Annotated in this window: 13 protein-coding genes; 11 read left to right on the top strand and 2 right to left on the bottom strand. The window is 42.4% G+C overall.

The genetic code is table 11. From position 1 onward, the window contains the following. Positions 1 to 27: 27 nt before the first annotated feature. A complete protein-coding gene (locus ACFQZI_RS07755) occupies positions 28 to 432 on the top strand; it encodes a hypothetical protein (protein ID WP_377140682.1) in 405 nt (134 codons plus the stop codon). Here the strand turns inward: ACFQZI_RS07755 and ACFQZI_RS07750 are convergent. After that, entirely contained in the window at positions 429 to 1,922 is a 1,494-nt protein-coding gene (locus ACFQZI_RS07750) for a gluconokinase (protein ID WP_377140679.1), read from the bottom strand. The two genes, ACFQZI_RS07755 and ACFQZI_RS07750, sit on opposite strands and share 4 nt — an antisense overlap. A gap of 293 nt (positions 1,923 to 2,215) precedes the next feature. Between ACFQZI_RS07750 and ACFQZI_RS07745 the strand changes: the two genes are divergently transcribed. From ACFQZI_RS07745 to ACFQZI_RS07700, 10 genes are all read left to right on the top strand, one after another. Next, complete coding sequence (locus ACFQZI_RS07745) at positions 2,216 to 2,605, top strand: response regulator (protein ID WP_377140677.1); 390 nt, start codon at positions 2,216 to 2,218, stop codon at positions 2,603 to 2,605. Then, positions 2,583 to 3,674 (top strand): sugar transferase, encoded by a 1,092-nt coding sequence (locus ACFQZI_RS07740; protein WP_377140674.1) that lies wholly within the window; start codon positions 2,583 to 2,585, stop codon positions 3,672 to 3,674. Before ACFQZI_RS07745 ends, ACFQZI_RS07740 begins: the two co-directional genes overlap by 23 nt. Positions 3,675 to 3,688: 14 nt before the next feature. After that, positions 3,689 to 4,357: a TolC family protein gene (locus ACFQZI_RS07735; protein WP_377140671.1), complete on the top strand. Its 669-nt coding sequence runs from the start codon at positions 3,689 to 3,691 to the stop codon at positions 4,355 to 4,357. A 3-nt stretch (positions 4,358 to 4,360) separates the two neighbouring features. Then, positions 4,361 to 6,511, top strand: a complete 2,151-nt coding sequence (locus ACFQZI_RS07730; RefSeq protein WP_377140669.1) for an exopolysaccharide transport family protein — start codon at positions 4,361 to 4,363, stop codon at positions 6,509 to 6,511. A 51-nt stretch (positions 6,512 to 6,562) separates the two neighbouring features. Further along, positions 6,563 to 6,700 (top strand): hypothetical protein, encoded by a 138-nt coding sequence (locus ACFQZI_RS07725; protein ID WP_377140666.1) that lies wholly within the window; start codon positions 6,563 to 6,565, stop codon positions 6,698 to 6,700. 3 nt (positions 6,701 to 6,703) lie between these two features. Then, a complete protein-coding gene (locus tag ACFQZI_RS07720) occupies positions 6,704 to 8,206 on the top strand; it encodes an O-antigen ligase family protein (protein ID WP_377140664.1) in 1,503 nt (500 codons plus the stop codon). 11 nt (positions 8,207 to 8,217) lie between these two features. Next, positions 8,218 to 8,832, top strand: coding sequence for an acyltransferase (locus tag ACFQZI_RS07715; protein WP_377140661.1), 615 nt, complete (start codon positions 8,218 to 8,220; stop codon positions 8,830 to 8,832). Between the two features lie 14 nt (positions 8,833 to 8,846). Continuing rightward, positions 8,847 to 10,190: an oligosaccharide flippase family protein gene (locus tag ACFQZI_RS07710; RefSeq protein ID WP_377140658.1), complete on the top strand. Its 1,344-nt coding sequence runs from the start codon at positions 8,847 to 8,849 to the stop codon at positions 10,188 to 10,190. A gap of 21 nt (positions 10,191 to 10,211) precedes the next feature. Next, positions 10,212 to 11,399 (top strand): glycosyltransferase, encoded by a 1,188-nt coding sequence (locus tag ACFQZI_RS07705; RefSeq protein WP_377140656.1) that lies wholly within the window; start codon positions 10,212 to 10,214, stop codon positions 11,397 to 11,399. Between the two features lie 113 nt (positions 11,400 to 11,512). Next, entirely contained in the window at positions 11,513 to 14,143 is a 2,631-nt protein-coding gene (locus ACFQZI_RS07700) for a non-ribosomal peptide synthetase (protein ID WP_377140653.1), read from the top strand. A gap of 61 nt (positions 14,144 to 14,204) precedes the next feature. Here the strand turns inward: ACFQZI_RS07700 and ACFQZI_RS07695 are convergent, their stop codons facing one another. Further along, the gene (locus ACFQZI_RS07695) at positions 14,205 to 14,585 is read right to left on the bottom strand and encodes a VOC family protein (protein WP_377140650.1); all 381 of its coding nucleotides are present in this window, start codon (positions 14,583 to 14,585) and stop codon (positions 14,205 to 14,207) included. Positions 14,586 to 14,644 lie beyond the last annotated feature (59 nt).

Below are 14,644 nucleotides of genomic sequence, written 5' to 3'. Positions count from 1 at the left end.
ACCTAATCAACCACTCACCATATTAACATGATAAAAGATCTTCCACCTAACGTAGTTAAAGATATAGCGGTTGCAGTTGCCTTAGAAAATGAAAGCGCCGAAAGCAAGGTTTGGTATGTGTACCTTATCAATCTTAAAAACGTTCCGTTAGAGAATGTACTGGTAACATCAAAAGGTTATGGTGAAAAAGATGGCGAGCAGGTGAAAACTTCTATTCTACGCCACTCATTCCCGCTTATCGAACCTAACTCATACAAACTTATCGAACCTATAGATGAGCAAACATTCGGGCTAAATAACGAGTACTGGTTAAGTTATTACATTGGCCGCGAGATCTTCGACAAAAAGTTTATATTCCTGCCGGAAAGCATTATAGATGATAACTTTATAAAATTGCCGGTGGTAAATAAACCCGGCGTAATGATCCTTTAAGTATTAAGGTCGTGCAGTTGATATACAGATGACTTGATTTGGCTGTATAATTTTTTATAAACCGGAAATATCTTATGGTATATAGCAAAAGCTTCGGGGTTAGGCTCAATCTCTACCCTGTCTTTTGCCTCCCTGCTTAATATGGGATCAATGTCTACACCAAGAGCCTCCATAGCCAAATAAATTGCGCCCATAGCAGATGAATCGCCGCCTTGCAGCACTATTAGCTTTTTACCGGTGATATCTGCCAGCATTTGCACCCATGTTGCCGATGTTATAAACCCGCCGCTAATAACGATCTCCTTTATAGGTTCCGCCTGGTTTTCAACGGCGTTTAAAACATCATTTAATGCAAAGCAAATACCCTCTAAAGCCGCCCTTAAAAAATGCTGCTGCTGATGCTTAAAGTTAATATTGATGAACGCCCCGGAGCTTTTGGCATCCCAAACAGGCGCACGTTCGCCGTATAGGTAAGGTAAAAACACCAGGCCATCGCTACCCGGTTTAACAGTATCTATCGACTTAAACAGATATTGATAATTTTCGGCAGATACAGTTTCCATTTTAAGGAAATCCTTTAATAGCCAGTCTACCGCCGCGCCGCCATTATTAACCGCGCCGCCGCATATAAAGGTATTGGCGTTGAGCAGGTAATTGAACGTCATGGCGTCGTAATTATAAACCGGGGTTTTGCTGCCTACCCTAACAGCACCGCTTGTGCCAATGGTTAGCGCACCTATGCCGGGCCTAACAGCATTGCCGCCTAAGTTAGCGCAACAACCATCGCTTGCGCCAATAATAAAAGCTGTATCGGTACCTATGCCGGGTAAAATTCCCGTTGAAGACAGATATCGTTTATGATCTGTATTAACAGGTACAGATAAGTGAGCAGGTACAAGCCCGGCAATGTTTAACGCCTCTACGTACCAGTTTAACTCCAATACATCAAACATGCCCGTGGCCGATGCAATGGAGTAGTCCACCTCAAAAACACCAAAAAGTTTAAACCAAATATATTCCTTAATGGATATAAACTTAAAGGCCCTGTTAAACAAACCGGGCTCATTCATCAGTAACCAGATCAGTTTGCAAAAGGGCGACATAGCATAAATGGCAGTTCCGGTGTGCCTGTACAAATCTTCACCATCTACGCTTTCGCGTATCCTCTGCGCTATTTCGCCACTTCGTGCATCTGCCCATAACATCGCATCAGCAAGGGCATTTCCCTGCTCATCAACCGGCATTATACTATGCATTGCACTGCTAAAGCTTATGGCAACAGGGGCCGCATTTAAGTTAGTGGTTATTTTACTGATGCAATTCAATAATGCCCTCCATATCAGATCGGGATCTTGCTCGCTATAGCCGGGCTTGGGGTTACTTGTTGGGTAATAACTTTGGGCGGTGGCAAGGGTGTTACCGGCAATATCAATGGCTACGGCCTTTGTGCTGCCAGTGCCTAAATCAATACCTACAAAATATTTTTGCATAACCTTGAAACCTATTTAAAACTGCTGCGTAAACTTAGCAGAAGATATTTAAAAATAATCCACATTGACGGAATTTGTCAACAAACACTACCCGAAATGGGGAATTTAATTCAGTATCGACTTTTTTACCCTTACTTTTAAACTATAAATCTAAATCAATAATTTACGTAGTATGCTGTTTTATAAATGTTTGGTGCGGTTTACAACAGCAGGGTGTATAATTGGCATGATATTTTTAACTGTGGTTTAATATTAAAATATCATATTTATAACCGAAACCACGATTGATGGGCATGAAAAAAACTTTATTGATTGTTGATGATGATTTGAGTATTTTAAAGTTGCTCAATTTTATCTTGTCTAAAGATTATGAGATTGTTGTAAAGAACAACGGTATCGAAGCCTTTAGCTGGTTAGAGGATGGCAACATGCCAAAACTTATAATTTCTGATTTACAAATGCCTTATTTTGACGGACAATCTTTCCTGAAAAATGTTAAAATAAGCGGCTTTTACCGCGACATACCTGTTATTATGCTCTCGGCAGCGCATGACCTTGACGAGCAGGTTGCTAACATGCCCTTTAAGGTTGATGCCTATATGCATAAACCCTTTAACCCTACTACCTTAAAAACTGCCATTAATCAAGCCTTAAAAGTTTATGACGAACAAGACAGCGACTGACTGGAACGAAAATTCTAATTCGCAGATCAGGATTGCATACGCGGGTTTGGAATTGAAGGACTTGATTGCTAACGACCTGGCAAACTTTCAGATAGATTTTAACGATACACTTAACGAACTTGAGGCTTACCTCGGCAATCAATCTATACTAACCATACCAGATATTATATTGGTGGAGGTTGATAAAGATGAGGAGTGCTTTGAACTGGTTAAACGCCTTCGCCAAAACTTTTTGATGAACGGTCTGATCATCGTTATGCTATCTACCCGTAAGGATAAAAAGCTGGTGCAAAAAGCCATGCAGATGAAGCTGCACGATTTTTACACCTATCCCTTTGCCACATCAGACCTGCGTGAGCGTTTAAACTTTCTGGTTAAGTTTAAGCTGATAAAACCACGCTTGCTTGAGTTATCGGTACATGTGGATACCACGTATAAAATGCCTTTTGGCAAGCGCTTTTTAGACCTATTTATTGCCGGGGGCATGTTCATATGCCTTTTACCGGTTATGGCCATTGTTGCCATAGCTATAAAACTCGACTCTAAAGGGCCTATATTTTATAAAAGCAAACGTGTGGGTACGGGCTACAAAGTTTTCGATTTTTACAAATTCCGCAGCATGCGTACCGATGCCGACCAGCTCTTAGCGCAAATGGCCATAACGGATAACCAGTATGCAGCCGAAGAAGAGGGCGCATCTAAATCGGCCTTTGTAAAAATTAAGAACGACCCCCGTATAACCAAATTAGGAAGCTTCTTAAGAAGCAGCAGTTTAGACGAATTGCCGCAACTGTTTAACATCATCAGAGGCGATATGTCGGTAGTGGGTAACAGGCCTTTACCAGTGTATGAGGCCGAGATGCTTACATCTAACGAATGGTCGATGCGTTTTTTGGGCCCGGCCGGTTTAACCGGTTTATGGCAGATAAGCAAACGCGGAAAAGAAGATATGAGCGAGCGCGAGCGTAAGAAGCTTGATAATTTTTATGCTCAAAAGTACTCGTTATGGCTCGACCTTAAGATCATTATAGGCACAATACCGGCCTTGTTCCAAAAAGAAAAAGTTTAAATACCAGCATTACCTTGAAAACACTTTATATATTAATATTATTCCTGCTTAGCACTGTAGCCCTGCACGCCCAGGAAAGTTTTGTTAATGAGGTAAACTATCCGTTTCTGGATAAACTTATTGCTACCGCAAAAAAGAATTACCCCGAGGTAAAAGTACGCCAGGCCCAAATTGCAGCAGCGCGGGCATCGTTAACCCAATCAAAAGTATTATGGCTGGATGCTATAACCGCATCATACATTTACAGCCCTAAAAATTCTCTTAACCTTACCAACCCTACATTTTTTAACGGCTACCAGATAGGCTTTTCGGTAAACATCGGGCAGTTGTTATCAAAACCCTTTGCTACACGGGTAGCAAAAGAGAATGTTAATATTGCCGTATACCAGCAGCAAACTTATAACTTAACCGTTGAGGCTACGGTTAAACGCCTTTACTTTCAATACCTTGAAGCACAGGCCGATCTGCGTAACAGGGCAAGGGCTGTTACCGATGGCGAAATAGCCGTTAAACAATTAAAATACACGTTTCAGAAAGGCGAGACCACCTTTCATGATTATAACGAATCTTTAACAAGTTTATACAATCAAAATTCATTTAAAGTACAAAGCGAACTGGCAATGTTAACGGCTAAAGCCAATCTTGAAGAAATTTTGGGTGTTAAATTAGAAGAGGTTAAATAGAACATGGAGTTAGGGAACTTTTTTAAACTTTTATGGAAACATAAAAACCTGCTGATCATTATTCCGCTGGTGGCCATTATCGTCTCTTATTTCCTGGTAAAAAACCTGGCAGATAAATATGTATCAACGGCCCAGATAGCCACAGGTATTGTAGATCAGTCGCGCCATTTACTTGATGCCGACCCAACAGGTGCCACGAAAGAGCAGTCTATAGCACACGAATTTAGCAACCTGATAGAGATAATGAAACTTAAAACCCTCATTAATCAGGTATCGTACAAATTGATCCTCCACGATCTTACCGATAGCGTTCCGTTTAAACCGCATAGTAAATTATTTCTCACCATGAACCCCCGCGCCCGTGCACATGCGGTGGAACTGTTTACCAATAAGTTTAAAAACATGCAGCCCCTATCCTACTACAATAAGGACGAGGAAGGCTTAAACGAATTATTGCGGTCGATGAAGTATGATGAGCGTTCGCTCCGTAAAGACCTCCTGATTGTCCGTTCTGAGGATAGCGATTTTATCTCGGTAAGTTACGAATCAAATAACCCGCAACTGTCCGCATTTATTGTTAATATATTGTGTACGCAGTTTATAGATTATTATACCCATACTGTTAGGCAAAACGAAACAGATGCGGTTAATTACCTGGCAAAATTGCTGGAACAAAAACGCGACTCGCTTAACAAAAAAACGGCCGCGCTTCAAAATTACAAGATCAAAAACGGCATCCTCAACCTGGAAGAGCAATCAAAATCACTGTTTGACCAGATCATAGTTTTTAACGACCGTAAACAACAGGCCGAAAAAGACGTAGCATCTTACAACGGCGCCATTCAAAAAATAAACAACAGGTTTAAACCAGGCGAGCGTCAATATATCGAAGCCACCATCAGCAAGTATAATCAGGACGTTATAAACTCGCAGGACCAGCTACATATCCTTACAGACAGGTATGTACGCAGCGGCTTTAACCCTAAGCTTAAGCCCGCTATAGATTCATTATCCAATAAACTTTCGGCACAAATAAACCAAACATCAGATAAGTATATTACAAACCCTTTAACCGCTAAGGACGATCTTGTTAAACAGAAGCTTACGCTTGAAGTAACAAGAGACCTTGCCAAGTACAGTATCCAGTCAATTAACAACGCGGTAAAAGAACTTAATGCTAAGTTTCAGCGCCTTGTACCATTTGACGCCAACGTAAAAACCTTCAATTTTGATATTGATATAGCCAGTAAGGAATACCTGGACGTATTGAACAAATATAACCAGACCAACCTGCAATCAACCTTTTCCATAAGGTTGCGCCTTGCGGAGTATGCTACGCCGGATGCTGCCGAGCCATCTAAAAAAATGCTGCTTATTATTTTAAGCGGTATTATCGCCTTCGCGTTTTGCGTTATAATATTGTTTGGTTTATTTTTTATGGATGATACCATAAAAGAACCTGCCGACCTGGTTAAGCGTACCAACCTGCCGCTGCTAGGGCATCTTAACACGGTATTAGGCTCGCTTGATCTTAAAAAACTTTGGGATGTTGAACACCGGGATAAAATGCGTTTGTTTAAAGAGCTGATCCGTTCTATCCGTTTTGAAGTAGACCAGGAACTGCGGGGCGAAAAAGTTTTGGGCATAACCAGCCTAAGTAACCACGAGGGTAAAACGGTTTTGGCCATAAGCCTGGCCTACTCTTACTCCATGATCAATAAAAAGGTGCTGTTAATAGATGGTAACTTTGATAACCCAACCATAAGCAATACCGTTAGTCCCAAGGTATATTTAGAAGATTATTTTAAGAACAACCCCGATAACTACCAAAGCTTTAGCAATACCACAAATGTTATGGGTAACCATGGCGGCGATGTAACCCTGCTTGAACTTAGCGATGAAAATTTTATACGCAGCAGGTTTAACGAACTTAAGACCAAGTACGACATCATTATTATTGAAACGCCGCCCCTCTCATCGCTCAATAAGTCAAAAGAGTGGCTGCTTTTTGCTAATAAAGTAATTTCTGTTTACGAAAGCAATAAGGGCATTGCCAAATGGCAAAAAGATGATGTAGATTATTTGCGTAACTTAAACAGTAAATTTGCCGGCTGGGTACTCAATAAAACTGATCCTAAAAAAGACAGGTTTTAATAACCAACCCTGGCAATATCTACCTTCTGTAAACCTTTAATTCTATAAGCCATGAGGATAAAACCCACAGAAAAAAAGGGCGATGTTTTTGAGAACCTTACTCCGCTGGAACAAAAAACACGTAAAGCAGCAATAGTATTTGCCTTTATAGGTGTATTTGTTTGGGCAGCTAAAATATTATTCTTTTAATAAATGATTCAAAACCAGGCAAATAACAACTTTATTGTAAACTTTTCCCGCAGGTTATTGTCGGGCCGGGTTTCTACACTAAAGCTTGCTTTAATATTGTTGCCTGTAGCAGTTGTTATAGCCGTTGCTATATCAATGTTTGGCATATTGGCCGCGGGCGCTTTATTAGCCTTGTTTGTAGGTGTACCCGTTGTACTGGGTATTGTAGCATATCCCATATTTGGTATTGCGGTGTTAATGGTAGTATCGTTCTTTTTAAACTACGTATCTGAATTTGTACCGCCAGATACCCCTACCGGCATTTTACTTGATGCCATAACTTACCTGCTCATATTTGGCTTCCTGCTGAAATTTAAGTACGATAAAGATTGGTCGTACTTTAAAAATCCTATCAGTTATCTTGTACTGGCCTGGCTGGCCTATAATTTTATAGAAGTACTTAACCCTGCGTCTCCCTCAATACTGGCATGGGTTTATACAGTGCGTACCGTTGGCTTTATTATGCTGATGTACTTTATATTTGTGTACCAGGTGCGCACCTTGTCCCAAATTAAATTCCTGGTAAAGCTATGGCTGTTGCTGGCGTTGCTATCGGCAATATCAGGTTTCCAGCAGGAGAATTTTGGGTTGTTCGCGTTTGAAAAGGCCTGGTATTACTCAGATCCTTTAAGGTTGAGCTTCCTGTATATCAACGGGCACCTGCGCAAGGTTGCCATCTTCCCTGATCCGGTTACGTTCTCCTATAATATGGTTGTGGCCGCGGTATTATGTATGTGCATCATGTTCACCAAGATCAGGACGTATAAAAAGGTTCTGCTTGGCTTGGCTATCCCCTTCTTTTTTTTGGTGATGCTATACTCCGGTACAAGGGGTGCATTTGTTTTACCCCCCGCTGCTTTGGCTATGCTGGCCATTATTAATTTTAATAAAAAGATACTGATGTTTGTGGTTGGCGCGGGCGTTGTACTATTGGGGCTTATATTTATGCCTACATCCAACCAGTTCATTAAACGCTTTCAAACGGCCTTTAAACCTTCAGACGATGCCTCGTTTAACGTCCGTGCCGAAAACCAACGGCGTATTAAACCGTATATATTGTCGCACCCTATAGGCGGCGGTTTAGGGTCGGTAGGTATATGGGGGCGCCGGTTTGCGCCAAACTCATTCCTGGCAAAATTTCCGCCCGATAGCGGTTATGTGCGTGTGGCGGTAGAGATGGGGTACATTGGTTTAATATTATTTTGCACCCTGATGTTTGTTATATTAAAAACAGGCATCAATAATTATTACCTCATCAAAAACCCCGAACTTAAGATCTATTGCTTGGCGATGATATTGATCATATTTGTGTTTAATATTGGCAACTACCCGCAACAGGCGCTGGTGCAATACCCGTCAAATATTTTATTTTATCTTGCATGTGCGCTGTTAAGCGTTACCTTACGGATAGACAAACAGGAACAAAAAGAACAAGCTGACAAACAATGCGCCGAATTAAGCGCCTGAAGAATATTATAATGTCGTTACTAACAGTAGTAAAGTCGAACCCAAAACTTAAAAAGTTTGTACATTGGATGATAGTACAACAGCGCCGTGCGGCACCAAGGCTATGGGTAAAGTGGTTTATTAACCCTTTTATACACAAGCGCGCCAAAGGCTCCATCGTTATGTCTAAATCGCGACTTGATCTTTTTCCTTTTAATGATTTTGAACTTGGTGCCAATAGTGTTATAGAAGATTTTACGGTTATAAATAACGGTGTAGGTGCCATCAAAATAGGCGATAATACGCGGATTGGACTTAGCAACATTTTTATAGCGCCAATAACTGTAGGCAATAATGTTATGTTTGCGCAGCACATTGTGCTATCGGGCCTTAACCACGGGTTTGAGGATATTACATTGTCGCCAAGCCAGCAAGATGTGGTAACCAAGCAAATTACCATTTGCGACGAAGTTTGGATAGGCGCCAACAGTGTAATTACGGCCGGTGTTACTATTGGCAAACATGCGGTAATTGGTGCCGGCAGCGTAGTAACAAAAGATATACCCGAGTATTGCGTTGCGGCAGGCAACCCGGCAAAGGTTATAAAAAAATATAATTTTAAAACCGCTACCTGGGACCGTGTTTAGCCGTATAAAGCAATATGCCCAACTTAAAAAAACTTGTAAATAAGCATACCATATCATTAGCCACAAGTGCGGCCATGCCGGTGATTGGTATGCTGGTGCTCTCGTTAATGGCGCATAACCTCCCCGCGGCCGATTTTGGGAACTATATATTCCTGTTAATTACCATATTACTGGCCGATACCTTTCGTAACGGTTTTGTACAAACCTCGCTTATTAAGTTTTACGCGGGCACCAGTAAAAAAAAGACGTTTGAAGTGGCCGGTTCGGCATGGTATGTTGGATTATTGCAAGCCGGTGTGTTTGTAGCGGTTGACGCTGTAGTGTACCTGGTTTACCGCAGCAAAAGCGCCGATGCCGAAACCACCATACAATGGTTTGGTATTATTTACATGACCACCCTACCTGCAGCTATAGCCTCATACATTTTACAAGCCGAAGAAAAATTTGGCCGCATGCTTATTTTACAGGTTATTAACCAGGGCCTGTTTCTTGCATTTATACTTACGCTGATATTCGCACACAAACTATCTTTTCAAACTGCGGTTTACGCCTATTTCGCGGGCAGCGCTATAACATCGCTCCTCACTATATTTAACGGATGGGCAAAGGTCCGCACCTTAAAATACCGCACAAAAGAAACCATTAGCAAACTGGCCCATTTTGGCAAGTTTAGTGTGGGCACATCCATAAGTTCGTACCTGCTGCGCAGTTCAGACACGTTTATTATTAAAATAATGTTTAATCCGGCATTGTTGGCGGTTTACTACATTCCCCAACGTTTAATGGAGGTGTTTGAGATACCGATGCGTGCGGGTGTTGCAACTGCCATGCCCGAGCTGTCTGCCGCGGTACATAAGGATAACGAAACTGAAGTAGCAAGCATCATGAAACGATACGCCGGGATGCTTACCGTTACGCTTATACCAATTGCGGTTGTTGCTTTTTTAATAGCGGGGCCGGTTATAACCATTTTGTTTGGCAAACAATATATGGATACCGAGGCAGTAAATATCTTTCGCCTGTTTATGTGTTATGTAATGTTAATGCCTATCGACAGGTTTTTTGGCATCACGCTGGATATCATTAATAAACCACACCTTAATATGCTTAAGGTTATTTTAATGCTGGTGGTTAATGTGGCCGGCGACTTCATAGGCATCTTTATATTTCATAGCCTTTATGCTGTTGCTATCGCATCATTATTTACCTTTTTTGCCGGGGCTATATTTGGCTATTGGGCTTTAAAAAAACATTTACATTTCACTATAAAAGATATATTTAGTTTGGGCTATGCCGAATTGAAAAGCATTGTTACCCATTTACTGGAAAAATCTAAAACAGAAAAGACAGAAGTTTAATTATCATTATAGAAATTCAATATGGGCATAATTGTATTTATCCTCTCCACAATTTTCACATTAATATTTATTTACCTGGGTGTATACAGCCTGTATCTTTTCGTATTCTCTGTTTTAGGCAAGTTAGTAAAACAGCGCACCCCTCCTGCTGCAACATCTTTTAGTAAGTTTATAATTTACATTTGCGCATATAAAGAGGATGCCATTATACTTAGTTCTGCCGCGCAGGCCTTAACTATTGATTACCCCAGGGATAAATTTCACGTTTGTGTTATTGCCGATTCGATGCAACCCGAAACCATCGAACAATTAAAAACCATGCCTTTGCAGGTTGTTGAAGTTGTGTTTGAGAGCAGCACAAAATCTAAAGCCCTGCATGCCGCCATAGCCGCCACACACCAGGATTTTGACGCCGCTGTAGTATTTGATATTGACAATGTTGCTGCACCCGACTACCTGCACCAAATAAACAATTACCTGCACGATGGTAACCGGGTTATACAGGGCCACCGTATAGCTAAAAACACCGAAACCCCTGTTGCCATACTGGATGCCATTAGCGAAGAAATTAACAACCACATTTTCCGCAAGGCACAACAGGTATTTAAACTCTCGGCAGCCATTATTGGCTCGGGTATGGTGCTGGAGTATAAGTTATTTAAGGAAACCATGGCTCAAATTGATGCCGTTGGCGGTTTTGATAAAGAAATGGGACTGGTGCTTACCCGCCAAAAGATCCACGTGGCCTATGCTGATAAGGCTTATATCTTCGACGAAAAAGTAAGCAACCCCGAAGTATTTAAGAAGCAACGCCGCCGCTGGTTATCGGCACAATTTAACCTGCTCAAAACTTATGGCTTAACGGGCTTTAAAGAGCTGTTTGTTCATGGCAATTTCGATTATTTTAACGAGATCTATCAAACAGCCATCCTGCCCCGTATATTAATGCTGGGTTTAATGCCGTTTATGCTATTGGTATCGCTTTTAACACCGGGCGTTGGCCCAAGCTGGCAAATGTGGCTTACGGCAACAGCCTTGTGCTACATTGGTATATTAGTTGCAGTACCTGGTCAGTTCTTTAACAATAAGTTGCTTGGCGCGGTGCTTAAAATACCTTTAATATTTTTCGCTATGCTGGCATTGCTGTTCAAATTAAAGGGCGCGAATAAAAAGTTTATTCATACCCCGCATAATCCGGACGCCAATTAATACGTAAGTATACACACGCTGCGGAAATAACAGTATAAAAACGGGGAATATGCTTCCCGGTACATTAATTAAATTAACAGGTATATAAATTCAGTTCCGGGTTTAATAAACATATGGAAGTAGTATTAAATAATACAACAATTGATTATCCAAAAGAGAAACCGCTTCACAGCCTTGTAGAGGATAGTGCTGCCACATTCCCCGGGAATATTGCATTGCGCTTTCATGATACTACGCTTACCTACAGCCAGCTTAATAATACGGCTAACCAACTTGCGCAGGAGCTTTTAAATAACGGGGTTAAACCCGGCGATATCATCGGTATTGCGCTCGACCGTTCCGCAGAGCTTATTATTTCTCTTTTAGCGGTATTAAAAAGTGGAGCAGCATATGTACCGCTCGATCCTGAATACCCGAAAGACCGCATCGAGTTTATGCTTGATGATTCGGCAGCTACCATACTCATTACTTCCACAAAGTATAAAGGCCACTTTGCATCAAACACCACCGAGGTTTTGGTGGAAGAGGCGCTAACTGCTTCTAAGAATTATCCCGCCGAAAATCTTAAAGTAGACGTAACCGGCCAAAGCCTGGCTTATGTGCTTTACACATCCGGCTCAACCGGTAAGCCAAAAGGTGTGCAGATTGCTCACCACAGCCTGGTTAACCTGATGTACAGTTTCCAAAAAACACCGGGCATTACCTCAAAAGACGTTACACTGGCTGTAGCCACTATTTCGTTTGATATTGCAGGGATAGATATTTACCTGCCGCTGTGTAGCGGCGCGCAAATCATCATGGCCGATTCCATTACCGCTAAAGATGGCCGTGCTTTGTTAGATATTGTGCGCAATGAGGGCGTTACAATTTTACAGGCAACCCCCTACACCTGGCGTATGATGCTGGAAGTTGGGTGGAACGAGCCATTACCCTTAAAAGTTTTTTGCGGTGGCGAAGCATTGGCGAAGGACTTGGCTGAAAAGCTTATCCCGCTGTGTAAAGAGCTTTGGAACCTTTACGGCCCTACCGAAACTACCATCTACTCCATCATAAAACACATTACCGACCCTAACGATATTACTATTGGCTGGCCAGTTGATAATACGCAGGTTTACATTCTTGATGAGGAAAAAAACAATCTTGTAAATGGTGAAATAGGCGAAATATTCATCGGCGGCGTTGGAGTTGCCTGGGGGTACTTAAACCGCCCAGAACTAACCGCAGAACGTTTTATAGATAACCCTTTTACGCCCGGCGAAAAAATTTACCGCACCGGCGACCTTGGCAAACTTAAGCCCGATGGCGACATTGTATATCTTGGCCGTATCGACCATCAGGTGAAGGTGCGCGGCTACCGTATAGAGCTTGGCGAAATTGAGCATAATCTGGGTAAACAGGAAGGTATAAAACAAGCGGTTGTCATAGCCCGTGAAGATACGCCCGGCATCCCCCGCTTGGTAGCTTACGTGGTTTTAGAATCGGGCCAAACCGGAGTACCCGAAAAAAGCATGCTTGATAAATGGGATGAGGCCTTGCTTGCCGTATTGCCGGAGTACATGATGCCTGATGATTACGTACTGATGGACGTTATACCATCTACACCAAACGGCAAAATAGACCGGAAAGCCCTGCCCAAACCCGATTACAGCCATATAAACCGGTCCGAAAAATATGTTGCCCCACGTACCAGCAACGAAAAACTGGTTACCGATATATGGGAAGAAATGATGGGTCTTAATAAGATCAGCATCTTCGACAATTTCTTTCAGCTGGGTGGCCGCTCGCTGGTGGCTGTAAAAATAATGGCCCGTTTAGAGCAGGAAACGGGCAAACGGCTTCCGCTGGCTACTTTGTTTGAACACTCAACAGTAGAAAAACTGGCCGCGCGTTTGGAGATAGATGCCGAAGCCATCACCTGGGATTCGTTGGTGCCCATAAAGCCGCAGGGTAGTAAAATGCCCTTATATATTGTACATGGCGCCGGCTTAAACGTTCTGCTATTTAACGCCCTTGCCATGAATATGGACGATGAGCAACCCGTTTACGGCCTGCAAGCCAAAGGGCTAAATGGCATTGACGAACCGCTTGATGTAATGGAAGAGATCGCCGCCAACTATGTAGAAGAGATCATCAACCACGACCCGGTTGGCCCATACGCCGTTGCAGGTTATTCCTTAGGTGGATTGATCGCTTATGAAATGGCCAAACAAATGCTGGCAATGGGCAAAGACCTAAAGATGCTCGCTATGTTTGATACCTATGCAGACCAGACCCAGCGATACGACTCGCCGGTAAAGCGGACCATAGATAATACATGGATGTTTATCAAACAGGTGGCATATACTCCGGTGCTTTTTGTACAAGACCCAAAACGTACTATTGAGTACAAGAGCCGCGAAGTTGGTCGCCGAATACAAAAGGTATTTAAAAAACTGTTCCCCGATAAGGTAAAGAAAAAAGAAGGCTTCTCGGCTTACACCGATGATATACACGACAGGAGCCTCACCGCGCAAAAGAACTATCTTTTAGAACCGGTCAATGTAACCATCGAACTTTTTAGGGCCAAGAAAAAAACCTTCTACATGAACGATTTTAAGTTTTTAGGCTGGAAGCCTTTCGCCCTCAAAGGCGTAAACGTTCACGATATTCCGGGAGAACACAATACCATTTTCGCCCCGCCAAACGACAAGCAATTCGCCAAAGTTTTGCAGGAATGTTTGGATAAAGCAGCAAAACAGAATTGAGTATGTTATAAAAATAGCGACGGGTTTTATACCCATCGCTACAGTTCTGCAATCGCACAAATTACAATGGCTTCCCTATCTCCCAATGATGGCCGTATGGGTGTATAAAATGCCCTAAGCGATAACCATAGGGCTGATCTTCTACCGCGTAAACGGTTTTAGTCCCGGCAGCTACGGCTTGTTCTGCCAAAGCATCCGGATCATCCACCATCAACCCTATCCGCACACTTATCCCGCCCAAATTTTCCGGCGAAAAATTACCGTAACCGGGTGATGCATCTGCCACTACAATGTGAGCACCTTGTATAGCCAGTTCGGCAACCGTGTTGCCATCCGGGTCGGTGTTTCCGGCAATTAATTCGGCGCCAAAAGCCTTCTTATAAAACTCAATGGCGGCAAGGCCGTTGCTAACACTCAGGGTTGGCAGGATATAACTTATCATAACCAGTTGATATTTAGGCTAAATCTATCGAAATAATGTGAGCAAATATATTTTGGCCG

Origin of the sequence: Mucilaginibacter lutimaris, assembly GCF_042676625.1 — a bacterium.
GTDB classification, from domain to species: domain Bacteria; phylum Bacteroidota; class Bacteroidia; order Sphingobacteriales; family Sphingobacteriaceae; genus Mucilaginibacter; species Mucilaginibacter lutimaris.
The sequence above is the reverse complement of the archived record's forward strand: the minus strand, read 5'-3'. Positions and strand labels throughout refer to the sequence as shown.